Consider the following 24,963-nt stretch of genomic DNA (forward strand, 5'->3'; position numbering starts at 1 on the left):
AGCGTCATGTCCCGTTGCTACGACGCACGGTGTGTTCATGCAGCAGTGACACTAACGCCGCAGCACTCACAGGCTTTGGCAGGTGGCCGGTGAAACCTGCGGCCAAGGCGCGGTCTATATCGCCCGCGCGCGCCAACGCCGTCACTGCGAAGGCAGGCTTGCTGAATCCCGATGCCCGCGCTTTAGAAATAAACGAATAGCCATCTTCATCAGGCATGCAGATATCTGAAAAGACGCAGTCGACGTCGTTGCTGGAAAGTATTTCACTGGCCCTGGCGGCTGAGCTGGCGGAATGGACGATGACGCCATAAGAAATCAGCATCTCGCACAGAGCCTCCAGGGAATCGGCATCATCTTCAACAAGGAGGACTTCGATTCCGTCCAGACGCAGGTTCGACGCTTCAGCGGAGAGGGACTCACCGGCGGTCAGCCTTTTTGGCGCGCCGAGTTGTTCCGAATGATGCGGCAAAGTGATCACGAACGTTGCCCCTTTCCCCAGTCCGTCACTGAACGCGGCGATTTTGCCGCCGTGCATCGCGACCAGCTTACGCGAGATCGCCAGACCGAGGCCTAGCCCTCCATGCTTGCGCGTCGTGGACCCATCAACCTGCGCGAACGAGGCGAAGATCGTTTCAAGAAAATCCGGTGGTATTCCCTCTCCGCTGTCTTTGACTGTAATTCGGGCACCGCCGGCATCCGCAGCCAGCGTCACCCGGATTTCCCCTCCCGCGGGCGTGTGCCTTAATGCATTACCCAGAATGTTTGAAAAGACCTGCCTCAGACGAGCCGCGTCTCCAATGACCGGAGCAACCGATCCAAACGAGCGCGCCAGTGCCACTCGCTTGCGCTGGGCGAGAGGCTCGATGGCGAGCAACTCGGCGTCCAACGCTTGCGCCAGATCGACGGCGTCAGATTCCATGTGCAGTTTGCCCGCGGCGACCCTGGACGCGTCAAGCAGATCGTCGACGAGACGCGCCTGGGCCATCGCGTTACGTCTGATAACCTCTGCGCACCGCCGGACAAACCCTTCCTCCTCCGGTTTTCGCTGGAGCAGTTCGGTCCACCCCAGAATTGCTGTAAGAGGCGTGCGAAGCTCGTGAGATGCCGTTGCAATGAAGGTGTCCTTCATCTGGCTGTCCTGTTCGGCCGCAATGCGCTGAAGGCGTTCGCTCTGCAATAGCTGCGCGCGATCCTGCTCCAGCCGCTTCTGCGTTGAAACGTCGATGGTGATGCCATCGAAACGCACCGGCGTTCCGCGGTCGTCCCGGCGCACCCCGCCCTTCGCCCGGATCCACCTGACTTCTCCGTTTTCCGACAGCGACCGGTATTCAATGTCGTAGCTCTGGCCGTTCACGACTGCGGCGTCGACTGCCGCACGTGTCCTTGCGCGATCATCCGGATGCAGCCGGGAATAGAAAAAATCAAAGTCAATGACGAGATGTGACTTCGTCAACCAGAAATGTTCAGCACATTTTGCGTTCCAATAGATCAACCCCATTGGCAGCGGCACGTAAAACGTTCCGATTTCGGCTGCATCGACCGCTGATTTCAATCGGCTAAGCGTTTCAAGCAGAAAGCGATGTGCGGTAGTCCCCGCTTTCCGCCTGAACCAGGGAGTTTGATGTCTACTGGTTGTCGGTGCCGTGTTCTGCGCGTCATCCAGTCGCTCGACTGGAGGCTCGGCCTGGCAGACAAGTATTCGGGATCCGGCTCCATCCCGACGAGGGAAAACCGTCAGATGAGGCGAGCCAGCAGACGGCTCCCGACAAGGGAAGACCCGTGGACTTCCGCTGGCAAGCACCTCTTCGAGCATTGCCTGCAACGCAGCCGGATCGGGCAACCAGTCTGGAAATCCGAGCAGTTTGGGAACGTCGAGCACGTGTGTGTCTCGAGGCACATCACCGCCCGCGCCCACAGGCGGCGTAACGACTCGCAAAGTCTCGCCAAAGACAATGACCGGCGCCACCTCCGACAATCCGGATGCGTCTGCTCCTTCTGCTGAATTTTTTCCCATGCGCTTCAATGTGGTTACGCTCTCGAAGAGCACTATGTTGTACCCTACCCACCATGCCGCCGCTGCAACAGCTTCGCCAGGCATCCGTCCCAGCAAGCTACAGCTCGTAAGAGCGTACCTCTTTGAGGTGCTTTTCGAACTGATTCAGTGAAACGCCGAAGCGCTGCAGCCACAAAATTGTACGTTCGGCCTGCATACAATTTCCCCCACAAAAATGAGAAAATAAAGCTTGCTGCGTCGGCTCATCAGCCGAGAGACCATTGCCCGACTGTTCCTACATCAAGGCAGTCAATGGCCAGCCAAACATCTTATCGAATACCTTCAGGCGATGGCACAGAGCATAAAGCGGTTGACCAGTCAGGTCCCCGGTTTCGACACGATCCTGGGAGGCGGCCTGCTTGCAGGTTCTTCCTATATTCTTCAAGGACGTCCGGGCGCGGGCAAAACTATCCTTGCCAACCAGATTGCTTTCGCTCAGGCACGACAGGGTGGCAAGGTACTTTACATTACCCTTCTGGCCGAGTCGCACGACCGGCTTTTCCAGTCGCTTTCAACCCTGCGTTTTTATGAAGCAAACCGGGTTGGCAAAGATCTGACTTATCTGAGCCTGTTCCGCACCTTGCGCACGGAAGGCCTGACCGCTCTGGTCGACCTGTTGCGCAAGGAGCTCGCCCGTCAGGGTTCAACCATGCTCATCCTCGACGGACTGCTTAATGCGCGGGAGAGCGGACAAAGCAATCTTGACGTAAAAGCGTTTGTGTCGGAACTCCAGGGGCATGCGGCATTTAGTGGTTGCACGGTTCTTTTCCTGACGAGCGCCAGGATTGACGACTCGAGTCCGGAGCACACCATGGTAGATGGCGTGCTGCAGCTCGATGAAGAACTGTTTGGTTCACGCACAGTGCGCCGCATGCGGGTCACGAAGTCGCGCGGCAGCAAGGCGCTCGGCGGCTTGCACCACTACCAGATCTGCGATAGCGGAATCGTTGTCTATCCTCGCCTTGAAGCGCATCTCCATCACCCTTCCAACACGGATCACGCGCCAACGAATCGGGTTCCAAGTGGCATTGACGATCTTGACGGCCGCATCGGCGGCGGCTTACCTGAGTTCTCCGCCACCGCAGTAGTCGGGCCCGGCGGTAGTGGCAAAACGAGTTTTGGTCTGAACTTTTTGCGTCTTGCAACCCCCGAGCAACCTGCGTTGCACTTTGGTTTCTACGAAACGCCCGCGCGGCTCGCGAGCAAGGCGCACGCGCTCGACATCGACATCGACGAACTGGTTACTGCCGGAGCACTTTCCCTTCTGTGGAATCCACTGACCGAGAACGTCATCGATGGTCTGGCTTATCAGCTTCTGGAAGCCGTCGAGACCCGTCGCGTGTCGCGACTGGTGATCGATGGCCTGGCAGGTTTCGAGCGCGCTGCGGTTGACAGTCACCGGGTTATCGAGTTTCTCGCGGCACTGACCAACCAGTTGCGCACCCTGAACGTCACCACGCTTTGTACATGGGAAACGCGCGGGTTGTCCGCACCCGCGCTCAATGCATCGTCGCCCGAAGTGCTCAGCCTCTTCGACAACGTCATTGGAATGCAACTCGACGAAGTGGACGGCATGATTTTCCACGGCATGAAAGTCGTCAAAATCAGAGACAGCGCGTTCGCGCCCACCGTCACAAAGCTGATCATCCCTAACTCGACGACAGGTGTGATCTTGTCCGATCCGGGCAAGCACGAGCCCGATAATGCTGGGCACGCGCCGCGTTCCTAACGACATGCGTAACAAGAAACGCGTGGGAAAAAGCACGGACGGCGAGGCATGACGACAATTGTTGTGGTGGACGACGAATACCTGATTACCGACTTCCTCTCGTTCTTCCTGAGAGAAGCGGGGTATTCCGTGCATGTTGCGCGTGACGGCAACGCGGGGCTGGACGTTATCGCCACAGTCACACCTGATATCGTCATTACCGACTTCATGATGCCAGCAATGTCAGGGTTGGAGCTTGCACTCGCGCTCAAGGCCGACGAGGCGCTTGCACACATTCCGATTATTCTCGCGAGTGCAGCGCAAGGCGCAACGGCCCGCGAACATTCGCAACTCTTTGCTGCCGTCCTCGACAAACCATACCCCCCGTCCCTGCTGCTGGATGCAATCGCGGGCGCTCTGGAAGGTCCGTCCAATCCGGAAACTGGATGAGTAGCGTGGAATAGCCTGGACCGTTAGAGAAACAGGCTAATGGTGGTCATCCGAAATACGTGTCTCGTATGTGGCGGCAGCATTAGATTCGTACACACTATCGATCCATAAATTCCCAAGTACCGATTTGTCCTGGAAAGGAATAACAAGCTTGTTATGCCACCGGCATCCGCCAATAGCCAACATGACGGACTTTTGCGCGATTTCATTAATTCTGAAAGAGCACGCGAGGCCAGACGACAGCCCGCTATGAGAATCGCATACGCGCCAGCGTTGCACGCGTAGATCGCATGGGTACGGCCCAATCATTGGACTTAAAACGTCCCGATGGCCCGGAGCGGTTTTCATGTGCTGCGCGCACACCGGCGCCCAACGTCACGTGATAGCGGCAACACAAACCTGAGAATCCCAAAATAATCTTCCTGGTGCTTGACGCCGGATGAGCCAAGTTTCTCGTGATCAAATCGATGCTCAGGGATCGCCAAACAGCAGCCATGAACGCCTGGATAAAGGGTACCGCGTTTTCGGGGAACGCGAATTGCTAGCGCATGCATATGCTTAATCAACATACACAGGCAGACGTCGCATGCACTCCATTCTGCTTGTTGATGACGAGCCGGATATTTTGACGGCTTGGCACCTGATTCTGGTTGAAGAAGGGTATGAGGTGCGTTGCGCCGCGAACGGGGCCGAGGCACTCCAGTTTCTGGACGATTGGCGGCCGGACCTTATCATCACCGACTGGATGATGCCCTTGGTAGATGGGGGGGAACTCTGCCGCCATATCAGATCGCATCCGGAATTGTCGCGCATCCCCGTGCTTGTTCACACGGCCGCCCCGGCAGCCGCTGAGGAGGCCGAATGCTACGACGTCTGCCTGCGAAAGCCGGCGGCTGTCAAAGTCGTCCTCGCAACCGTGGCGAAGCTTTGTGGCAGCGCGTACACAGACTAGGCGTTCAACGCCGAATTCAACGCCCGCGAGCAACCGGGTAGTGGCGGCGGCTCTCGTCCGCGCCCAGTCCGACTTCAAATTGCGAAGCCGAAAATCTCGCGCGCAACGACCGCGAGACGCATGGCCGCGATCTTGACGAGAGCATCGAGCGCGGCGAGTTTCCGCGCCGGACGCTCTTCATCCGGCACGCTCGAGGAAGACCCGACGTGATGTTGTCGGGTGCGCCCTTTATGCATCCATCTTTAGTGCGCCGCCTTTGCCGACATGTACTGTTCTCGCACTGCCAGGCCTCCATAAGGCAAGTGAGACGCTGTCACCGTCGCAACATAGTCTGAATACGAATATTCCACCCTTGCCACCGCCACGGGTTTTTCCATTAGAGAGGTCAAGGTGGCATCGCCGGTCGTCGCTGTCGGCGCTCCAAGGGCTTCGCGCAGATTTTCCAGGGCAATCCGCCAGCTCTGCCTGGTCTCGGATTCAGTCATGCCCCGGCGGTAAAGATTGATCGCCATGAGTGTGCGGTCCGGTTTAAAGCTGAACCATATTTCGCTAACAGGCGGGCCGTTTGTGCGAAGCAGTTGCGCCGGTACGCCGCGACAGCGCAGATAGCGAAAACCACGTGAAATCTCGTCGCAATGCACGTTGTCGCGTGCCATCTGTCCGGCCACGTCCATCTCCGTACTGCGATCGAGCTGGAGCCCGAGCGCCGGACGGTCCGGCGCCGCAAGCGAGCCTCGCTCCCTCGAAATGGCGTTGTTCCGCATGGAGAGGACGACCTGTGAATCGACCGTATCGACCGGGCATGAAACGCCGAGTCTGGCTAGAAGCTGCCGCCCCTGCGACGTGTGCATCCAGCCGATCGCAGCGATGCTCACGCACATCGCTGCAACGAGGCCAGCCATGATGCGCGTGCCTCGCGCCGCCGTTAGCCGGAGCATGATGTCGCAACCGTAGGAGGCAGATAAAGCGGGCCACCCGGCGTAGCGGTCGTGATGGTGCCGCGCAGGTTGAACAGCGTTGGCACCGCACTGTATTGGAACTTTGTGCCAACCGGAATGCCAGCGGAATTGGTCATGGTAAGCGGATACGTTCCATTGGTCGTCGAGGTCAAGGCGGCGAAGTCCGCGGCGGGCAGCTTGCTTTGGAACGTCGCGACCAGATCCACCATGAACTGATCGAACACGCAGCCAGGAACGCCGACGTCGTTGTGTGCGGTCGTCATGTCCTGACACATCTCGGGTTGGGCGTCGACATCGCCGGCAACTTTCACCGGTCCCGGATAGGTGTACGGACCGCCGAGGAGCGATTCGAACTGCAGCGTCAAACATGCTTCCAGGCGGGCGGGGGTGTCATGCGCCGCACTGCTTTTGCTGGTATTGCCAGTTACCGCTGCAAAATACGGCGCCTCGACCGGATCGGCCAAAAGACCCGTGACTGCCGCGTTCACGACGCCGGCCACGGCCGCGGGGGCAGCCGAGTCACCCCCGAGTGCGGACCAGATCGCCTGATTCTCGGGATGCTGAACCACCGGCGGACTGAGATCATTGCCGCCGCCACAAGCAGTGAGCGCCACCAGTGCTGCCGCGGCCGACAGGATGCCAACGAACCGTTTCATGGATTGTCTCCTCAGGAAGCCATCGCGACGCCGTTGTCTCAAGTGCAACGATAGGCACTGCGGCGGGACGGTAAAGCTCTTATACGTGGGCTGAGGTAGAACGGATGCAGCGTGCGCTTCCCTCGACGAAGGCGTGGATAGAACATGGTGGCGGCGTCAGCTGTCATAACGCATACCGGCCCTGCAATATGTAGCCATGCAGCGGTCCTGCGCGCCGCAGACACGAATGGGCCAATCCATTGATCTGACAATTCAGTCAGCGCGCGCTGCTCCCGCCGCGGCTGCCGTCTATGACCGGCCATCCCACAGTCCAGACAGGGACGTGTGACCCGCAACGCCTTCACGCCTGTGTCGGCGCAACGCGTTCCGTGGGGCATGCGCTACCGATCCTGGGCGACCTAATCCGTTGGCTGATCGAGCAACGTTATGTCCGGGTCACTTCCTTTGCTCGCATGAAGGCGAACGCCTCCTGGATTATCAGGCACGACCATCTGATCCCAGGCGACCGGGTTATCGTGATCGGCCAGCAGAATACTCGATGGATGCGGATTCGCTACGCAGGTGGAGGCAAATCATCCGCCGAAGTCTTGAAGAAAAAACAGGACGTCGCTCGATAACGGGCACGACGCCCCCCCTCAGTCATTGGTAGAGCCGTCGACTCAACTACTCAACGATATCCGATCTTGAACGGCGACCGAACGACGGCGAATGGGACGATCCGGACTACGGCGACCACGATTGAACTGAACGGCACAAATGTCGCGCACGAAAGCGATGACCTGTGCATCTGCGGGTGCAATCCGCCGCCGAAGTCGATTGCCTCGCAGAACATGATGTCCACCGACGCATGGCGGTCAGGATTCAGCGAGTTGGAACTGAGGTTGGCGGTGCACGCCTCGCGAAACCGGCTCGCTCATCGAGTTGCATCCCCTGTGCGTAACTGGATCGATGTTCGGAGCGTCTCGGACGCGGTTGACGGCTCGCACAGATGCGCCGCGCGACTCCTGGCCAATCACCTCATTGTGGCCTTCGGCAGTTGCCAGCCGTGCGTGACGGCAAGCATCCGCAGCACGAAGCAGACCGCCCCGCCGAGCAGCGCAGCCGCGACCGGTGGCACACCAAAGCGTCGCGCGGCCACGAGCGCAACACCGCCGACGAATGCCGCACTCGCATAGATATCGGCGACCAGGATTAGCGGCACGCGCGCGAGCAGCAGGTCGCGAATGACGCCGCCGCCCACACCAGTTACCGTACCCATAAGCGTTGCGATAAATGGTCCGATCCCATAGTTGAGCGCCTTCTGCGTGCCTGCGCACGCGAACAGCGCGAGCCCCGCCGCGTCGAGCGTCGTGACGACCATCGGAGGCAGCTCGCGCGCCGCGCCGTGAAAGACGAAGGTCAGCAGTCCCGTCACAAACGCGAGCACGGGATAGCGCCAGTCGCGTACCGCGTTCGGCGGCGTTGCGCCGATCAGAAGATCGCGGATCACGCCGCCGCCCAGCGCGACGACGAATGACAGCACCATCACGCCGAGCAGGTCGAGACCACCTTGCATAGCGGCGAACGCGCCTTCCAGCCCGAACACAACGGTGCCCGCAAGGTCGGCCGCCAGCACGACCGTTTCGATTCTTTTCATGGGTGTCGAGAGCTTTGTGAAGAGGAGGATCGGCACGATGCCGTCCGATGACTCACCGCAACGGGCACCGCGACTAGCCCTTGCAACTAGCCGCACCCGTTGGCGCGCAAGCTATACCATGACATTTGCGTTTGCCTTTCTGGAGCGCGCGCACCATCGCCACCGGTAGCCAGAAAACCGCCAGTTGGTTGGCTACCAGGATGTACGAAGGCGAACGAAACACCGAAGAAGGACCGGGAGAGCTTTCTGGCATTCTACGACTTCGTGGCCTGGTACTGGCAGCATTTGCGGCATCTGACTTTATGCTGCGTGAAGTATCTGGGTAAATTCCGCTCAAGGCGCTCGAACCGGCTTTGTCGAGTTACTGAGGCTGTCGCGTAGAAATGTTGAGATGACAAGTTGCAGATTGCGCTATTACGCAAACGCTTTCCTGCGGTGACCGTGATAAAGCGATTTCGTCTTCTTCATCATTTCATTCTACCGCCGCCTCCCGATCAACCTGACAGTGCCGGTGCAACTGTCGTCCTGCCATATTGCTCTCTCTTCCCACACAAAACCCATTTCGCTACTCAAACTTCGTGCGGACATTGTGCGGAACGTTGATGGAAGCAGCGAGTACGTCGTTACCCAAAAACCGCGCTGAAATCAGCGATCTGGAAGGCGTTTTCGGAGGATATCGGAACGGCCCGGACGCCATGGCTGGCGGAAGGCAGCCGGAGTCGAACCGACCTGAGCGTGTCTGACACCCTCAACTGGGTTTGAAGCCCAGCCGCACCACCGGATGCGAATGCCTTCCTACGGTGATTGAACCACGCGAACCACGTGCTACTTTTTCAAAGCAGATCGAGCCAACGACTCTCCGCGCGCATCAGATGCAGGCCACGGTGGAAGCGAGTATAGCCAACGCGATCGAAGAACTCCAAAAGCTGGATCGCGCGTTTTCGCCCCAGCCCGGTGACATCGCGAAACGGCGCAGCGGCTACCGTACCGCCATTCTTTCCAGCTTCAACGGCCGCAATCGCGGCCAGTTCACGGATAACGTCCTGGTGATAAAACAGATCACGCACGACCTGAAACAGTTCGCCTTGCCGCGCGAGCTTGCGCATCAGTAGTCGCATACGTTCTTCTGAAACGCCATGCATCGTTGCCAGATCGCGCACCCACGGAGGATCGAAGCGCCCCGCTTTCACCACAGGCAGCACCGCTGCGGCGAGCGTTTGATCGGCGTCGTCGAGCGTCACTGCATGACCCGGCAGATGCAACCATGGCCCGCGTTTGACAATGTCCCCGCGTGCAGCCGCATCGTCGACCAAGGCCCGCCACAGCGCATCGTCAACCAATGGCGCAGCGATACGCCGCAAACGCGATACGTCCGGACCGAATTCGTCCGGCGAACGCTCATGGTACTGACCGAGCGATGTGATCAGCCGGTTCGCCAGCGCCCGCCAGGACGCCTCAGCTACCAGCAAGGCATCGTCGCCATGAAGCTCGACAGCGCGAGTGTCGCGCGGCCACGCAGAGGCAAGCGCGGCCGCAGGCCGCCCCGTCAACCGCTCCAGCAGCGAGCGCGACAACCCATATGGCGCTCTTGCAAACAGCGCGTCGAGCGTGCCGGTATCGAGCATGTTTTGAATGGCATCGAGCCACGCCAGCCGCTCAACCGAACGACGCTTACGCGACGGCGCAAACGGATCGAGCACCCGTCCACCGCCCACCGTGCGACTGGCCTGCGCGTTGCGCACCACGAACCGATCACCCGGCAGCGCACATACCGGCCGGTCGAACACGAGTTGCACGCGCGCCTGTTGACCCGCGCCGAGTGTTTCGCCATCGAGCAACGCAACATGTGCAACCTGATGCTGCGTGCCAAGATGAACATGCAGCGGCGCCCAATGCGCCAGACTGCACGAAGCATCGGCGAGCAGATTCAACATGACGTCGACCCGCTCCGACGCTTGCGACAAACGCGGATCGACAATCCAGTCACCCCGTTCTATCGCACTTTTCTCAATGCCAGCGAGATTCAACGCACAACGTTCGCCCGCTCGTCCGCGTTGTACCGGGCGATTCTGCGCGTGAATACTCCGCACACGCACCGGCTGATTCCTCGGCGCCAGCAGCATCGTATCGCCGACGCTCACGCTGCCCGACGCCACCGTCCCCGTCACGATCGTGCCTTGCCCGACCAACGTGAAGACGCGATCCACCGCGAGACGAAACAGACCGTCGTCGCGTTTCATCTGCCACGCTGCGGCGGCCGCATGTAAATGCGCGTTCAACGCGGCCACGCCGATATCGTCGGGCCGCGTCGCGCAGGTTTCGAATATGGGCGCGTCCCGCAGTACGCTATCGCTCAGCAACGCGGTCACTTCATCTCGCACTTCGCGTAGACGCGGCTCATCGACGCGATCGATCTTGGTCAACGCAACCGCACCGCGTTGAATGCCGAGCAATTCGATAATCGCCAGATGCTCGCGCGTCTGCGGCATGACACCGTCGTCGGCAGCGATCACGAGCAGCGCAAAGTCGATACCGCTCGCCCCGGCGGCCATGGTATGCACGAGCTTCTCGTGGCCCGGCACGTCGATCAGACCGAGCACTTCACCGTTTTCGAGCGGCACATAGGCGTAGCCCAACTCGATTGAAATGCCGCGCGCTTTCTCTTCCTTCAGACGATCCGTATCTACGCCCGACAGCGCCTTCACCAGACTCGTCTTGCCGTGGTCGATATGCCCTGCCGTACCGACGATCATGCGGGCGCGCTCTTCGGTTGTTCGATAAGTTGCCCGATCAATTCCCGTTCGTCGGCGGCTTCGAGACAGCGCAGATCGAGACGCAATGCGTCATCCGCGATACGGCCGATCACCGGCCGCGCCATCTCGCGCAGCAGTTTTTCCAATGCGAGCAACTGACGGCCGCCGCGCTTGCCGTCAGCGGTTCTGATCACGAGGCCGTAGCTCGGTAGCACGTCGACCGGCAAAGCGCCGCTACCGATCTGGCTGAACATCGGCTCGGCCAGCACCGCATAGCGCTCGCCGATCGCGCGCTGCAAGACGGGCTGCACACGCTCCGCGGCGAGCCGGATATCGTCGGCGACACGCGTGAGTAAGCGCAACGTGGTGAGCCGCTCGGCGAGTTTCTCCGGCGCGCGATACAGCTGCAAAACCGGCTCCAACGCAGCAAGCGTCAGCTTGCCGACACGCAGCGCACGCTTGAGCGGATGCTTCTTGATCTTCGCGATCAGATCGCGCCGGCCGACGATCAACCCCGCCTGCGGCCCACCCAGCAATTTGTCTCCGCTGAACGTGACGAGATCCGCGCCCGCTTCGACGGTTTCGCGCACGGTCGTCTCTCGCGGCAAGCCCCATTGCCCCAGATCGACCAGCGTGCCGCTGCCCAGATCCACCGCGACCGGCAGGCCGCGCGCATGCGCCAGCGACGCGATCGCGTCGACGCCGACCTCTTTGGTGAATCCGCTGATCGCGTAATTGCTCGCGTGGACTTTCATCAGCAGCGCGGTGCGCGGGCCGATGGCTTCCTCGTAATCTTTCAGATGCGTGCGGTTCGTCGTGCCGACTTCGCGCAGCCTCGCGCCCGCACGACTCATGATGTCGGGAATCCGGAACGCGCCGCCAATCTCGACGAGCTCGCCGCGCGACACGATCACTTCTTTCCTCGACGCCAACGCAGAGAGCGTGAGCAGCACCGCGGCCGCATTGTTATTGACCACGGTCGCCGCCTCGGCGCCGGTCAATTCGCCGATGAGTTCGTCGACCAGATCGTCGCGATCGCCACGCTTGCCCGAGTCGAGATCGAATTCGAGGTTGGCGGGCTGGGTGAGCGCTTTCATGACGGACTGCACCGCTTCATCCGGCAGCAGCGCACGGCCGAGATTGGTATGCAGCACCGTACCGGTCAGATTGAACACACTCTGCAAACGCGAGCGGTTGCGCCGCCGCAGCGAGGTATCGACCACGGCCTGCAAACGCGCGACGTCGAGTGCGCTCACCGACGCAGCGCCCGATTGCGCACTCGCACGCCAGTGGTCGAGCGCGTCGCGCAACGCCGCCACTACCTGGCTGCGGCCATACGCGTCCAGCAGCGCCGCGAACTCCGGCGACGCCATGACCTTCTCGACCGACGGCACGCGCGCCATGAGCGCCCGCAATTCGGAGCCGCTGACATCACTCACGAAGCAATCCCCTTCTGGTCGTTCTAATCCGGCTTGCTGGAAGACTCGTCCGCGTGGTCGGCCTGTTCGGGCCACAGCCACGGATGCGGCGACGCGCGCCGGTAGCCCTCGGCACCCATCAGCAGATCCAGCGTGAGGCTGGCGAGATCGTCCGCGAACGGTTCGAAATCGTAGTCTTTCGACTGAATGCCGATCTTGCGATAAGTATGGCATTCGTCGCAGGATTCCGCCTTCAGGGCGGCATTTCGGGTCGCGGCTTCGCGCTCGGCTTCGTCGGCCTCGGGCGAACCCACCGCGTGATAGGCAATACCCTTGGTCGAATCGCAATTCGAGCATTTCGTGCGGACCATGTGCCACTCGGTCGCGCACAGGCCGCATTGCAGATAACGGTAATTGTCATACGCGCCGCCCACGCGCACGAGACTCGCGACCGGATGCGATCCGCAAACAGGGCAGAGACCCAGGATATCGAGGTACGGCACCGCGCGCCTGTCGATGTCGGCGGCGAGATCGGTCCATACCACCTGCAGCGCGGCCATGATGAACGGCGCGCTTGCCGGATCGACTTCGCCGAAACGCTGCGCGAAGATCGCATCGGCCTGCGCGTCGAGCGTGACGGGTTCGAGTGTGCGCAACTTGCCGATCAGCGCCGCGAGCGGCGGCGTTAGCGGACCCGCGCCTGCCACCTTGTCGAGCAACTGGCGCAGCACGTCATGCCATGCCGGGTCGCGTACGCCGGAGAGCGCCGGAATCAGCGGCATGGAATGCTGCTGCGCGCTCGCAATCGACTCGGGGCTTGGCGGCCGCGCCTTGAAGCCCGTCATCACGGTTTGCTGCGCGTCGGCCAGCACGGCCATCAGGCGCAAATAACCGGCAATCGGATTGCTCCGCGCCGCCAGTTGGCGAAGACGAGCAGCGCGCGCAGCGAACACCGCGAGCCGCTCCGGCGTACGAATACGCGGAATCGCAGTGTGATCGAGCGCTTCAATGTCGCCGGCTTCGAGAATACGTTGGACCACAGTGTCGACCTCTAAAAACTGAAAAGCCGCCGCCGTTCATAGGAACCCAAGCGACGGCCCGGCGTGCGGCGCGCAACAACCCGCGCGGCTTGCTTCAATCCGACTTGCCGATGATGTCCTTGAACCAGTTCGGATGATGCTTTCTCGCCCAACCATACGTTACCGTGCCGCGCGTCATCGCACCGATCGATCCTTTGATCCACAGCGCCGCATAGATATGCACGACGATCCCGACGATCAGCACGAACGCCGCGGCCGCATGCACCAGCGCCGCGAGGCGAATGATCTCGATCGGGAAGTAGAACGAGAAATAGCGCCGCCAGATCACGATGCCGCTTGCCAGCAACAGCAGCAGGCACATCACCATGGTGAAAAATAGCAGCTTTTGGCCCGCGTTGTACTTACCGATGGCGGGGAGCTTTTCTTCGCGATTGTTCAGCACGTCGCCGATCTGCCTCATCCATTGAATGTCGGCGCGGTCGAGATAGTTGTGATGCCAGAAGCGCAGCGCAAGAATCAGGAACGACAGAAACATCACGCAGCCCACGAACGGATGCAGAATCCGCGTCCACTGCCCGCCACCGAAAATCGCGTACAGCCAGGACATGGCCGGATGAAACATCGCCAGCCCGGAGAGGGCGAGCAGCACGAAGCTGATCGCGGTGATCCAGTGATTCGTCCTCTCATTCGGCGTATAGCGTTCGATCAGGCTGTGGCCTTTGACGTCCCTCAACTCGCCTTGCTCACCGTGTTTCATCGGGCGCCTCCTGAGAACGGCGTGCTTCGTCGGCTTCGTGCTGGGCCTCGGCTTCGTCCGCCTCGGACACCTCGTTCGGACCGATCCGCGTGTAGTGGAAGAAGCCGGCCAGCGCCGCGAACGCAATGCCGGCCAACGCCAGCGGCTTCGCGAGCCCCTTCCACAGGTAAACCATCACGCTGATCTTCGGGTTGAGCGGCAGGCCGTGATACAGCGTCGGCTTGTCGGCATGATGCAGCACGTACATCACATGCGTACCGCCCACACCGGCGGGATCGTACAGACCGGCGTTCTGAAAACCGCGCTCTTTCAGATCCTCGATACGATCCGAGGCCTGCTGTTTCATGTCTTCTTTGGTGCCGAACATGATCGCGCCGGTCGGGCACGTCTTCACACACGCCGGTTCCTGACCGACCGCCACGCGATCCGAACATAGCGTGCACTTGTACGCCCGATTGTCCTGCTTCGAGATACGAGGCACGTTGAATGGGCAACCGGTCACGCAATACCCGCAGCCAATGCAGTTCTCCTCGTGGAAATCCACAATGCCGTTCGTGTACTGCACGATCGCACCCGGCGACGGACACGCCTTCAGACAGCCGGGATCCTCGCAATGCATGCAGCCGTCCTTGCGGATCAGCCACGAGAGATCGCCTGCCTCGTTTTCGTATTCGGAGAACCGCATGACGGTCCACGAATGCTCGCTCAGATCGCGCGGGTTATCGTAGACACCGGTGGTAATGCCGATCTCGTCGCGCAGATCGTTCCATTCCATGCAGGCCGTCTGACACGCCTTGCAGCCAATGCACTTCGACACATCGATGAGCTTGGCGACCGTGCCCGTCACCGGTACACGCGCTTGCGGTTCGGGCAAGGTCGTGGCCGACAGGCGTTTGATATCGAGGGATTGAAGTGCCATCTCTGATCCTTATGCCTTTTCGACCTTGACGAGGAACGACTTGAATTCAGGTGTTTGCGAATTCCCATCGCCTACGGAAGGCGTCAGCGTATTGACGAGATAGCCCGGTTTCGCGAGGCCCTTAAAGCCCCAGTGCAGCGGCAGGCCGACGGTCTGGACTTTCTTGCCTTCGATCATCAGCGGTTTGATCCGCTTGGTAACGAGCGCCACGGCAATGATGTAACCGCGGTTGGACGACACCTTGACGCGATCGCCCGCGACTACGCCGACCTCTTTCGCCAGATCTTCGCCGATCTCCACGAACTGCTGCGGCTGCACGATCGCATTCAAGCGCGCGTGCTTGGTCCAATAGTGAAAGTGTTCAGTCAGACGATATGTGGTCGCCGTATGCGGGAAGTTCTCGTGCGAGCCGAACGCGGCGCGGTCGTCCGGGAATACACGTGCCGCCGGATTGCTGACCACCGCTTTGTTCTGCGGGTGCAGCGGGTTGTAGCCGAGCGGCGTTTCGAACGGCTCGTAGTGCTCGGGGAACGGACCTTCCACCAGACCGTCGCGCGAGAAGAAACGCGCCACGCCCTCCGGATTCATGATGAACGGGTTCATGCCGTTCTCCGGCGGCTCGTCCGCCTTGAAGTCGGGAATGTCGGGCCCCGTCCACACCGTGCCGTTCCACGCGATCAACTTGCGGGTGGGATCGAACGGCTTGCCGCTGACGTCGCACGAAGCGCGGTTGTACAGAATCCGCCGGTTGGCCGGCCACGCCCATGCCCAGTTCAGCGTGTTGCCTATTCCCGTCGGGTCGGAGTTGTCGCGCCGGCCCATCTGATTGCCCGCCTGGGTCCATGCGCCGCAGAAAATCCAGCAACCGCTCGCGGTGCTGCCGTCGTCGCGCAACTGCGCGAAGCCCGACAACTGCTCGCCTTTCCTGACGAGTAGCTTGGTGGGGTCTTTGGGATCGGTGAGGTCGGCGAGCGCCTTGCCGCTGAACTCCATGGCGATCTCGTCCGGCGTCGGGCTTTCCGGGTTGGCATAAGGCCAACTCATCTTCAGGATCGGATCGGGATACTTGCCGCCGTCCTTTCGATAGGCCTCGCGCATGCGCAGCCACAGCCCGGACATGATCTCAAGGTCGCTCTTCGCTTCGCCCGGCCCGTCCGCGCCTTGCCAATGCCATTGCAGCACGCGGCTCGAACTTACCAGCGAGCCGCGCTCTTCCGCGAAACAGGTGGTCGGCAAACGGAATACTTCCGTTTGAATCGACTTCGGGTCCACGTCGTTGAATTCGCCGAAGTTCTTCCAGAACTCCGACGTTTCAGTCGCAAGCGGATCCATCACGACGAGCCACTTCAGTTTGGCCAGACTCGCGCCGATCTTTGCCTTGTTCGGCGCCGCGGCGAGCGGGTTGAAGCCCTGCGCCACGTAGCCGTTCATCTTGCCTTGATTCATCAGTTCGAAGGCTTGCAGCAGGTCGTACGATTTGTCGAGCTTAGGCAGATAGTCGAAGCCGAAATGATTCTCGGCGGTTGCATTATCGCCCCACCAGGACTTCATGAAACTGACGTGAAACGCGCGATAGTTGCGCCAGTAGCTCAACTGATTCGGCCGCAACGGCTGGGTGGCGCGCTTGGCGATGAACGCGTCGAAGTCCTGCTCGTCTTCCATCGGCAACGTCATATAGCCCGGCAACAGGTTCGACATCAGGCCGAGGTCGGTCAACCCCTGAATGTTCGAATGCCCGCGCAGCGCGTTCATGCCGCCGCCCGCAATGCCGATGTTGCCCAGCAGCAATTGCACCATTGCGCCGGTGCGAATGATCTGCGCGCCGACCGAATGATGCGTCCAGCCGAGCGCATACAGCACGGTGCCGGCGCGTCCCGGCACGGCTGTGGAGGCCAGCATCTCGCACACCTTGAGGAACTTGTCCTTCGGCGTGCCGCAAGTACTCTCCACCTGCTCCGGTGTATAGCGCGCGTAGTGCTGCTTTAGCAACTGATAAACGCAGCGCGGGTTTTGCAAGGTCGGATCGACTTTGGCGAAGCCGTCGTCGCCGCGTTCGTAGTCCCACGAACTCTGGTCGTATTTGCGCTTGTCGGCGTCGTAGCCGGAATACAGTCCGTCTGCAAACGAAAAATCTTCACGAACGATGAACGACATGTCCGTGTAATTCTTCACGTACTCGTGCTGGATCTTGTCGTTCGTGAGCAGATAGTTGATCACCCCGCCGAGGAACACGATGTCCGAGCCGGTTCGAATCTGCGCGTAATAGTCCGCGACCGAAGCCGTGCGCGTAAAGCGCGGATCGACCACGATCAGTCTGGCCTTGCGGTGCGCCTTCGCTTCAGTGACCCACTTGAAACCGCACGGGTGCGCCTCGGCCGCATTGCCGCCCATCACGAGAATCACGTCCGCGTTCTTGATGTCGACCCAATGGTTCGTCATCGCTCCACGGCCAAACGTCGGGGCAAGACCTGCCACCGTCGGGCCGTGTCAGACACGCGCCTGATTGTCGAACGCCAGCATGCCGAGACTGCGGGCAGTCTTGTGCGTCAGATAACCCACTTCATTGCTGCCGGCAGAGGCCGCAAGCATGCCGGTGGTCAACCATCGGTTGACCTTCTTGCCGTCTTCCGTCGTTTCGACGAAGTTGGCGTCGCGGTCTTGCTTCATCAGTTTCGCGATGCGATCGAGCGCGTCTTCCCAGGAAATACGCGTCCACTCATTCGCGCCGGCCGCACGATACTCGGGATACTTCAGACGGCTGGGACTATGAATGAAGTCGATCAGACTCGCGCCCTTCGGGCACAACGTGCCGCGATTGACCGGATGATCGGGATCGCCTTCGATATGAATGATGCTGGACCTGGCGTTCTTGGCGCCGTCGCCGAGTCCGTACATCAGGATGCCGCAACCTACCGAGCAATACGGGCAGGTGTTGCGGGTTTCAGTGGTACGCGACAACTTGTACTGACGGACTTCCGCCAACGCGGGTGCGGGCGAGAAGCCCAACAGGGCAAGACTCGATCCGGCTAGCGTGGTGGCGGACACCTTCAGGAATTGTCGCCGGGACATGTGGGGCATGTATCGGCCTCGGCTCTTTTTGGGATCCTGAGTTGATTATAGGGGCGGAAATAGCGTCGTGCTTCATATCTTGCCCGATTGAATACATTGTCAAATATGAAACCACATAGCCGATTCAATGAAACGATAACGCTGCCGTGCTGCTGGCCACGCTCAAGACCCTGCGCCCGAACTACCCGCATAATGCGGTCATTCCCAGTCCGAGTTTCAGCACCGCCATGACCGATAACGCCACGCCCGCAACCCAGTCGCCCCGCTTGACCAGCCTGTCGCACGGCGGCGGCTGCGGCTGCAAGATCGCCCCCGGCCTGCTCGCCGACCTGCTCAAGCGCAGCGCACCGCTGCCGTTCTTCCCGGACCTGCTGGTCGGCAACGATACCGCCGACGACGCCGCCGTCTACAAGCTCAACGACGAGCAGGCGATCGTCGCGACCACAGACTTCTTCATGCCGATCGTCGACGACCCGTTCGACTTCGGCCGGATCGCCGCCACCAATGCGCTGTCCGACGTCTACGCGATGGGCGGCAAGCCGATCATGGCGCTGGCCATCGTCGGCATGCCGATCAACGTGTTGCCGCACGACGTGATCGCGGCCGTGCTGAAAGGCGGCGAGTCGGTCTGCGCCGAAGCCGGCATTCCGCTCGCCGGCGGCCATTCGATCGATTCGGTCGAGCCGATCTACGGACTCGTCGCGCTGGGCGTGGTCGATCCGAAGCGCGTCAAGCGCAATGCCGGCGCGCAGGCCGGCGACGTGCTGATTCTGGGCAAACCATTGGGCGTCGGCATTCTCTCGGCGGCGCTGAAAAAAGACCGGCTCGATGCCGCCGGTTACGCCGCGATGATCGGCGCCACCACCAAACTCAATCGCCCGGGCGCCGAACTGGCGAAGCTGGACGGTGTGCATGCGCTGACGGACATCACCGGCTTCGGCCTGCTCGGCCACACGCTGGAATTGGCACGCGGCTCGCGGCTGACGGCTCGCGTGCGCTACGCCGATCTGCCGTGGTTGCCGGACGTGCTTACATTCGCGGAAGCCGGCATTTTTACCGGCGCCTCGGGTCGCAATTGGGACGCGTATGGGCAAAACGTCGTGTTGCCGTCCTCGTTGCCGGCAACGGCGCGCACCTTGCTGACCGATCCGCAAACCTCGGGTGGGTTGCTGGTGTCGTGCGCACCGGAAAGCGTCGACGAGGTGCTCGCGCTGTTCCGCGCCGACGGTTTCAGCGACGCGCGCGCGATCGGTGAGATGGTGGGCGGCGAAGGCCGCGTCGAAATCGTTTAAGGCCGGCGGCCGGCACACGCGATAGCGCGGCGCAAGGGTCAATCGACTGAAGATCCCCAGACGAGTCCTGGACGCAGGCCTGATCGGCCGCCTGCCAGCTTTGGCGGCGCATGCGATAATTTCAGCCTTCCGCCGCGCCACCCTGTCCGTTCCCCTTGAAAAATCTTCTCGTCAGCCTCGAAAAAGCCGGTGATTTCGACGAAATCATCGACGTACGCACGCCTCTCGAGTTCGCGGAAGACCATATCCCGGGCGCGACCAATGCCCCCGTGCTCAGCAACGAGGAACGTGTACTGGTCGGCTCGACTTACAAACAGGTGTCGCCGTTCGAAGGCACGCGAATCGGCGCGGCGCTGGTCGCGCGCAACATCGCGCATCACCTGGAAACGACCTTCGCGGACCGGCCGCGCCACTGGCGACCGCTGATCTATTGCTGGCGCGGCGGCAAACGCTCGGGCTCGGTCACGACGCTGTTCAACATGATCGGCTGGCAGGCACGCCAGCTCGACGGCGGCTACAAGAGCTACCGGCGCGCCACGCTCGAGACACTCGGCACGTTGCCGACCCGCTTCACTTACATCGCGCTGGTCGGTCCCACCGGCAGCGGCAAGACGCGCCTGCTCACCGCGCTGAATCAGGCGGGCGCGCAAACGCTGGATCTCGAAGCGCTGGCCTCGCATCGCGGCTCGCTGCTCGGCGCGTGGGCCGGCGTGCCGCAACCATCGCAAAAGCGTTTTGACACGTTGCTCGCCACGGCCCTACGCACTTTCGATCCCGCCCGGCCGGTATTCGTCGAAGCGGAGAGCCGCCGCATCGGTTCGATTACGCTGCCGCTCGCGCTGCTCGACACGTTCCATCAAGGCGCCTGCGTCGAAGTGCAGTCGAGCCGCGAAGATCGCGCGGCGTTCCTGCTGCACGACTACGCGCATCTGTTCGACGACCCCGAGTCGCTGAAAGGGCAACTGCAAAGAATGATCGGCTTGCACAGTCGCGAGCGCGTCGCCGGCTGGCAACATCTGGTGGACAGCAATGCGCGCGCCGAGCTCGCCCGCGAGTTGATCGAACGGCACTACGACCCGGCGTATGCGCGCAGCAGCCATCAGCATTTCGTGCAATTGCCGCGTGCGTTGCCCCTGCTTTTCCGCCCCAATGATGCCGATGTCGTCGACCAGGCGAAGGCACTATTGGCGCGACTCGACAGCCACACACTCGTTGTTACCTGATTACCCGATTAAAACTTACGTTTAACACCATCATGCAATCAACTCTCCGTCAGCCTCGCGTCGCGTTGGGCTGGATCGTGTTCCTGCTGATCGCCGTCGTCGGCCTCTTCTATGTGAAGTGGTTCCCGTACTACAACCGCGCGTTCGTCGCGGCGAGCCAGCATTCGATCGGCAAGTCGATCCTGATGGGCGCCTCGGCCAGCGCGCCCGCGGCATCGTGGCAGGCCGCCGTCGATTACGCGTTCGCTTATGGCAAGGCGATCTGGCAAGCCATGGTGCTCGGCCTGCTGCTGGGGTCGGCGGTGCAGGCGTTGATTCCGCCGCAATGGGTCGCGCGTGCGCTCGGCCGCAGCGACTTCAGCAGTGTCGTGAAAGGCGGCCTGATGTCGTTGCCCGGCATGATGTGCACCTGCTGCGCGGCGCCGGTCGTCGCTGGATTGCGCGCGCGTCAGGCCGCGCCCGGTGCGGCGATCGCATTCTGGCTCGGCAATACCGCATTGAATCCGGCCACGCTGATCTTCATGGGCTTCGTACTCGGCTGGCAGTGGATGGGCCTGCGGCTCGTTCTCGGCATCGTGATGGTGTTCGGCCTCGGCTACATGGTGAACCGCATGGTCACGCCGAAAGAAGCCGAAGCGTCGCGCGAAGCCATGGCCCAACTGGTCACGCTCGACGAACCCGGCACCGCGTTCACGCGCTGGGTCAAAATTCTCGGCACGATGACGCTGCGGCTGATTCCCGAATACATCGTGCTCGTGCTGATTCTCGGCGCGGCTCGCGCGTGGCTGTTCCCGCACATCGGACCGGATATCGACAACAGTCTGCTGTGGATCGTCGCGCTGGCGATTGCCGGCACCTTGTTCGTGATCCCGACCGCGGGCGAAGTGCCGATCATCCAGGCCATGCTGTCCTTCGGCATGGCGGCCGGTCCTGCCGGTGCGTTGCTGATGACGTTGCCGCTGATCAGCGTGCCGTCCATGGCCATGCTCGGGCGCTCGTTTCCGCGTCGCGTGCTGACGGTGGTTGCGTTGGCGGTCGTGGTGTGTGGTGTGGTGAGCGGCCTGCTTGCCGTCGCGTTGAGGTTTTAACGTATGAAACATATCGCTGCATTCGCCCTGACGAGCTGGTCCGCCGCGGGCCTGCTTTACTTCGGACAACACTCGGTCGCGATGATCGTGGTCAGCGGCGTTGTCGCGTTGGCCGGGTACGATCTGTTTCGCCCTTAACGGCAGAAGACGTCCACACGGGACTTCTTTCTTCAAGTCGGCAAGGTACCGCGATCAGCCTTGCACGAACGCGGCCTCGCGTGCGCCTTCCTGATGCATGCATGTGATCAACCCGAGCGCGCAGGCATGAACACCAAACGCAAAGCAGCCGCCATGCGCGGCCTATCCGATGGAGGAAACAAGATGTTGTATATGGTTCATATGCAGGTTCAGATTCCTGCCGACGCCGACACGGCGCTGATCGATCGCCTGAAGGCGGAAGAAAAGGCGTTCTCGCAAAAGCTGCAGCATGAAGGCAAATGGCGGCATCTGTGGCGCGTGGCCGGACAGTACGCGAACTACAGCGTGCTCGACGTCGAATCGAACGACGAGCTTCACACGTTGCTCAGTTCGTTGCCGCTGTTCCCTTACATGGTGTTGAACGTCACGCCGCTCGCGCAACATCCGTCGGCGATCGTGCCGAACTGACGCGGAGCGCGCATGCCGTACATCATCGAAACATTCGACAGGCCCGGGCACGCACACGTCCGCGTGCGGGAACGCGAAACGCACCTGGCGTTTCTCGAGCAGAACAAGGCGCTGCTGCTCGCCTGCGGCGCAAAGCTGAACGACGACAGCAGCGGCGCGGGCGGCGGCGTGTACGTGGTTGACCTGAACACGCGCGAAGAAGCCGAACGGTTTATAGCGGCCGACCCGTTTTCACAGGTCGACCTGTTCGAGCGTGTGACGATCACCAACTGGTGTAAAGCCTACTTCGACGGCGAGTGTTACCTGTAAGCGCCGGCGATCGCCGCGAGCCATAACGCCACGGCATGCGCGCCCGGATCGACATGGCCGAGCGCGCGGTCGCCGACATAACTCGACCGCCCTCGCCGTGGATGCATCGACGCGGTTCGCGCGGCGCCTTCGGTGGCCGCATCGACGGCCGCCTTCAATGCAACGCCCGTTTCTTTCGAACTCGCTAGCGCGGATTGCAATGCGTCGGCGGAGGGTTCGAGCGCATCGACCATCGTGCGGTCGCCTGGGTGCGCTCCGCCGAGTTCCATCAAGCCCGTTACGCCCGCGCTGAATGCGGCGGCCCAAGCCTTCGCGCTAGCAGTAGCCGAGGGTCCGCTCGACTGCTCGAGCGTAACCGCCGCGCGCACCAGCATCACCGCATAGAGCGGCCCCGATGTCCCGCCGACCACGCGCCTTACCGTCGCGGAGATACTTCGCAATACGGCGCCCGGTGTCGATTCGGCGGGATAGGTATCGATCTCGCCGAGAATCGCGCGTGCGCCGCGTGACAGACTGATGCCGAGATCGCCGTCGCCGACGCGCTGGTCCATTTCGGTCAGCGTCGGTTCGGCTTCCAGCAGGCAGGCGCAAACGGCTTCGATCGCGCGGCGCAACGGCGCTTCGCGCGAAAGCGTCGGACCCGTCACGCTCTCGGGTTTAGCCGGCGCTGGCCGTACGGAAACCTGTGCAACGCGCCCGCTCAATGCGGGCCACGCGCTGGTGTGCGACGCGGCGTCGAGCCAGCGCAGGCGTTCGTCGTCCACGCGCAGCAGCGACAGCGAAACGCCCGCCATTTCCAGTGCGCTGAGGAATGTACCGGCCCACGCCCGCTCGACCTTGATACCTTTGCTGGCCAGGTAACGCAGCGCGGACCCTGCCACGACGTTCAATTCGCTCGATGGCGTGCCGCCCAGGTTGTTCACCAGCAAAGCCACGCGCTCTTCGGCCTGCAACGACAGGTCGCCGACGATCTTCGTCAGCAGTTTGCCGACGATAACCTCGGCCGACTCCATCGCACCGCGCTCCACGCCGGGTTCGCCGTGAATGCCGAGTCCCCATTCGATTTCATTGCCGGCCAGTTCGAAGCCAGGTTTGCCGGCCGCCGGCACCGTACACGGCGTCAACGCAACGCCCATGGTGCCGAGCCCGCCTGCCACCTCCTGCGCGATTCGCGCGACTTCCGGCAAGCTCCGCCCCGCTGCTGCCGCCGCGCCCGCGATCTTATGGACCAGCACGGTCCCCGCGAGTCCGCGACGGCCGGCATGGTCGCCGCTTGCCGTCAGCGCGACGTCGTCGGCGACGATCACCATCTCTGTGGGAATGCCCTCGGCGCGCGCGATCTCGGCAGCGAGGCCGAAATTGAAGCGGTCGCCCGTGTAGTTCTTCACGATCAGCAACACGCCCGCATGGCCGGCTACCGCGCGTATCGCGTCGAGCACGGAGTCCGTTGAAGGCGACGTAAAGATTTCGCCCGCCACCGCAGCGCTCAACATGCCTGCGCCGACATAGCCGCCGTGCGCCGGTTCGTGGCCCGAGCCGCCGCCTGAGATCAACGCGACCTCGCCGCGCGCGGCAGCGGATTCGGCGTCGGCGCGCACGACGATCGAGCCACCGTGCAGCAGGGAGAGATTGGGATTGAGCGCCGCGAGTCCGTCGAGCATGTCCGGGACAATCGCGGAGACGTCGTTGATCAGCTTCTTCATGCGTCAGCTTCCTTTTCAAAGCTGCCGGCGCTGCGTGGCGAACACGGCAGTTTATTCAGTGGCGAAACGGCGAGGCCTAACTGTACCGCGCATTGGCGACGGACGACGTGGTACGTGAGCTTTGCATGCGCGAAAGCACGACGGTTGCTGCGATGGATTGGGTATAACGGAGGGAGTGACTACGACGGACTGCACGCGCGATTCGCGGGCATTGGGTGATACTTTTGACAGGACCGTAGACGAAAGCGGAGCCGCTTTCGTCTACGTCACTGATGCGTTGGTAGGCTCGATTGGATTCGAACCAACGACCCCCACCATGTCAAGGTGGTGCTCTAACCAACTGAGCTACGAGCCTTTAGAGGCGCGAATTAT

At 61.5% G+C, this 24,963-nt stretch carries 20 protein-coding genes and 2 tRNA genes; 9 read left to right on the top strand and 13 right to left on the bottom strand.

Annotation, left to right across the window (positions count from 1 at the left end; all coding sequences use genetic code 11):
* Positions 1–4: 4 nt before the first annotated feature.
* Positions 5–2,110, bottom strand: coding sequence for a hybrid sensor histidine kinase/response regulator (locus BX591_RS31460; RefSeq protein ID WP_111935223.1), 2,106 nt, complete (start codon positions 2,108–2,110; stop codon positions 5–7).
* 133 nt (positions 2,111–2,243) lie between these two features.
* Here BX591_RS31460 and BX591_RS31465 point away from each other — a divergent pair, with 133 nt between their 5' ends.
* The 3 genes from BX591_RS31465 to BX591_RS31475 all read left to right on the top strand — a co-directional run bounded on the left by BX591_RS31465 (position 2,244) and on the right by BX591_RS31475 (position 5,163).
* Positions 2,244–3,782, top strand: a complete 1,539-nt coding sequence (locus BX591_RS31465) for an RAD55 family ATPase (protein WP_244147172.1) — start codon at positions 2,244–2,246, stop codon at positions 3,780–3,782.
* Between the two features lie 48 nt (positions 3,783–3,830).
* Positions 3,831–4,211 carry a response regulator gene (locus tag BX591_RS31470; RefSeq protein WP_111935225.1) on the top strand — a complete coding sequence of 127 codons (381 nt, stop codon included), beginning with the start codon at positions 3,831–3,833 and terminating at the stop codon, positions 4,209–4,211.
* A 586-nt stretch (positions 4,212–4,797) separates the two neighbouring features.
* Entirely contained in the window at positions 4,798–5,163 is a 366-nt protein-coding gene (locus BX591_RS31475; RefSeq protein ID WP_111935226.1) for a response regulator, read from the top strand.
* Positions 5,164–5,405: 242 nt separating this feature from the next.
* On the opposite strand, the gene BX591_RS31480 is transcribed toward BX591_RS31475, so the two are convergent.
* The 10 genes from BX591_RS31480 to fdnG all read right to left on the bottom strand — a co-directional run bounded on the left by BX591_RS31480 (position 5,406) and on the right by fdnG (position 18,379).
* Entirely contained in the window at positions 5,406–6,065 is a 660-nt protein-coding gene (locus BX591_RS31480) for a hypothetical protein (protein ID WP_146749841.1), read from the bottom strand.
* A gap of 23 nt (positions 6,066–6,088) precedes the next feature.
* Complete coding sequence (locus tag BX591_RS31485; RefSeq protein WP_111935228.1) at positions 6,089–6,778, bottom strand: hypothetical protein; 690 nt, start codon at positions 6,776–6,778, stop codon at positions 6,089–6,091.
* Positions 6,779–7,790: 1,012 nt separating this feature from the next.
* The gene (locus BX591_RS31505) at positions 7,791–8,393 is read right to left on the bottom strand and encodes a trimeric intracellular cation channel family protein (RefSeq protein ID WP_420849443.1); all 603 of its coding nucleotides are present in this window, start codon (positions 8,391–8,393) and stop codon (positions 7,791–7,793) included.
* A 721-nt stretch (positions 8,394–9,114) separates the two neighbouring features.
* Positions 9,115–9,210 (bottom strand) — tRNA-Sec (locus BX591_RS31515).
* 37 nt (positions 9,211–9,247) lie between these two features.
* On the bottom strand, positions 9,248–11,167 hold the full coding sequence (selB, locus tag BX591_RS31520) for a selenocysteine-specific translation elongation factor (protein WP_111935232.1): 1,920 nt from the start codon (positions 11,165–11,167) through the stop codon (positions 9,248–9,250).
* Complete coding sequence (gene selA, locus BX591_RS31525; RefSeq protein ID WP_111935233.1) at positions 11,164–12,606, bottom strand: L-seryl-tRNA(Sec) selenium transferase; 1,443 nt, start codon at positions 12,604–12,606, stop codon at positions 11,164–11,166. The genes selB and selA overlap by 4 nt, the downstream gene beginning before the upstream one ends.
* A 23-nt stretch (positions 12,607–12,629) precedes the next feature.
* A complete protein-coding gene (fdhE, locus tag BX591_RS31530) occupies positions 12,630–13,625 on the bottom strand; it encodes a formate dehydrogenase accessory protein FdhE (protein WP_111935234.1) in 996 nt (331 codons plus the stop codon).
* 94 nt (positions 13,626–13,719) lie between these two features.
* Positions 13,720–14,382, bottom strand: a complete 663-nt coding sequence (locus tag BX591_RS31535; RefSeq protein WP_111935235.1) for a formate dehydrogenase subunit gamma — start codon at positions 14,380–14,382, stop codon at positions 13,720–13,722.
* Positions 14,369–15,301 carry a formate dehydrogenase subunit beta gene (fdxH, locus tag BX591_RS31540; protein ID WP_111935236.1) on the bottom strand — a complete coding sequence of 311 codons (933 nt, stop codon included), beginning with the start codon at positions 15,299–15,301 and terminating at the stop codon, positions 14,369–14,371. The genes BX591_RS31535 and fdxH overlap by 14 nt, the downstream gene beginning before the upstream one ends.
* Before the next feature lie 9 nt (positions 15,302–15,310).
* Complete coding sequence (gene fdnG / locus BX591_RS31545) at positions 15,311–18,379, bottom strand: formate dehydrogenase-N subunit alpha (protein WP_111935237.1); 3,069 nt, start codon at positions 18,377–18,379, stop codon at positions 15,311–15,313.
* A 218-nt stretch (positions 18,380–18,597) separates the two neighbouring features.
* Here fdnG and selD point away from each other — a divergent pair, with 218 nt between their 5' ends.
* From selD to BX591_RS31570, 6 genes are all read left to right on the top strand, one after another.
* Positions 18,598–19,662: a selenide, water dikinase SelD gene (gene selD / locus BX591_RS31550; RefSeq protein ID WP_111935253.1), complete on the top strand. Its 1,065-nt coding sequence runs from the start codon at positions 18,598–18,600 to the stop codon at positions 19,660–19,662.
* 155 nt (positions 19,663–19,817) lie between these two features.
* Complete coding sequence (mnmH, locus tag BX591_RS31555) at positions 19,818–20,885, top strand: tRNA 2-selenouridine(34) synthase MnmH (protein WP_111935238.1); 1,068 nt, start codon at positions 19,818–19,820, stop codon at positions 20,883–20,885.
* A 32-nt stretch (positions 20,886–20,917) separates the two neighbouring features.
* Complete coding sequence (locus BX591_RS31560; protein ID WP_111935239.1) at positions 20,918–21,973, top strand: permease; 1,056 nt, start codon at positions 20,918–20,920, stop codon at positions 21,971–21,973.
* Between the two features lie 3 nt (positions 21,974–21,976).
* Complete coding sequence (locus BX591_RS37190) at positions 21,977–22,111, top strand: hypothetical protein (protein ID WP_272631883.1); 135 nt, start codon at positions 21,977–21,979, stop codon at positions 22,109–22,111.
* A gap of 183 nt (positions 22,112–22,294) precedes the next feature.
* A complete protein-coding gene (gene catC / locus BX591_RS31565) occupies positions 22,295–22,579 on the top strand; it encodes a muconolactone Delta-isomerase (protein ID WP_035561442.1) in 285 nt (94 codons plus the stop codon).
* Between the two features lie 12 nt (positions 22,580–22,591).
* Positions 22,592–22,888: a YciI family protein gene (locus tag BX591_RS31570; protein ID WP_111935240.1), complete on the top strand. Its 297-nt coding sequence runs from the start codon at positions 22,592–22,594 to the stop codon at positions 22,886–22,888.
* Here BX591_RS31570 and dhaL read toward each other — a convergent pair.
* On the bottom strand, positions 22,879–24,591 hold the full coding sequence (dhaL, locus tag BX591_RS31575) for a dihydroxyacetone kinase subunit DhaL (RefSeq protein ID WP_111935241.1): 1,713 nt from the start codon (positions 24,589–24,591) through the stop codon (positions 22,879–22,881). The genes BX591_RS31570 and dhaL overlap by 10 nt on opposite strands.
* 278 nt (positions 24,592–24,869) lie before the next feature.
* Positions 24,870–24,946 (bottom strand) — tRNA-Val (locus tag BX591_RS31580).
* Positions 24,947–24,963 lie beyond the last annotated feature (17 nt).

Origin of the sequence: Paraburkholderia bryophila (genome assembly GCF_003269035.1) — a bacterium.
Classification (GTDB): domain Bacteria; phylum Pseudomonadota; class Gammaproteobacteria; order Burkholderiales; family Burkholderiaceae; genus Paraburkholderia; species Paraburkholderia bryophila.

Excerpts from the sequence above, each read along its gene's own strand:
- BX591_RS31470 (WP_111935225.1), top strand. The coding sequence starts at position 3,831 with ATGACGACAATTGTTGTGGTGGACGACGAATACCTGATTACCGACTTC.
- BX591_RS31475 (WP_111935226.1), top strand. The coding sequence starts at position 4,798 with ATGCACTCCATTCTGCTTGTTGATGACGAGCCGGATATTTTGACGGCT.
- BX591_RS31480 (WP_146749841.1), bottom strand. The coding sequence starts at position 6,065 with ATGGCTGGCCTCGTTGCAGCGATGTGCGTGAGCATCGCTGCGATCGGC.
- BX591_RS31485 (WP_111935228.1), bottom strand. The coding sequence starts at position 6,778 with ATGAAACGGTTCGTTGGCATCCTGTCGGCCGCGGCAGCACTGGTGGCG.
- selB (WP_111935232.1), bottom strand. The coding sequence starts at position 11,167 with ATGATCGTCGGTACGGCAGGGCATATCGACCACGGCAAGACGAGTCTG.
- BX591_RS31535 (WP_111935235.1), bottom strand. The coding sequence starts at position 14,382 with ATGAAACACGGTGAGCAAGGCGAGTTGAGGGACGTCAAAGGCCACAGC.
- fdxH (WP_111935236.1), bottom strand. The coding sequence starts at position 15,301 with ATGGCACTTCAATCCCTCGATATCAAACGCCTGTCGGCCACGACCTTG.
- selD (WP_111935253.1), top strand. The coding sequence starts at position 18,598 with ATGACCGATAACGCCACGCCCGCAACCCAGTCGCCCCGCTTGACCAGC.
- BX591_RS31560 (WP_111935239.1), top strand. The coding sequence starts at position 20,918 with ATGCAATCAACTCTCCGTCAGCCTCGCGTCGCGTTGGGCTGGATCGTG.
- BX591_RS37190 (WP_272631883.1), top strand. The coding sequence starts at position 21,977 with ATGAAACATATCGCTGCATTCGCCCTGACGAGCTGGTCCGCCGCGGGC.
- catC (WP_035561442.1), top strand. The coding sequence starts at position 22,295 with ATGTTGTATATGGTTCATATGCAGGTTCAGATTCCTGCCGACGCCGAC.
- BX591_RS31570 (WP_111935240.1), top strand. The coding sequence starts at position 22,592 with ATGCCGTACATCATCGAAACATTCGACAGGCCCGGGCACGCACACGTC.
- dhaL (WP_111935241.1), bottom strand. The coding sequence starts at position 24,591 with ATGAAGAAGCTGATCAACGACGTCTCCGCGATTGTCCCGGACATGCTC.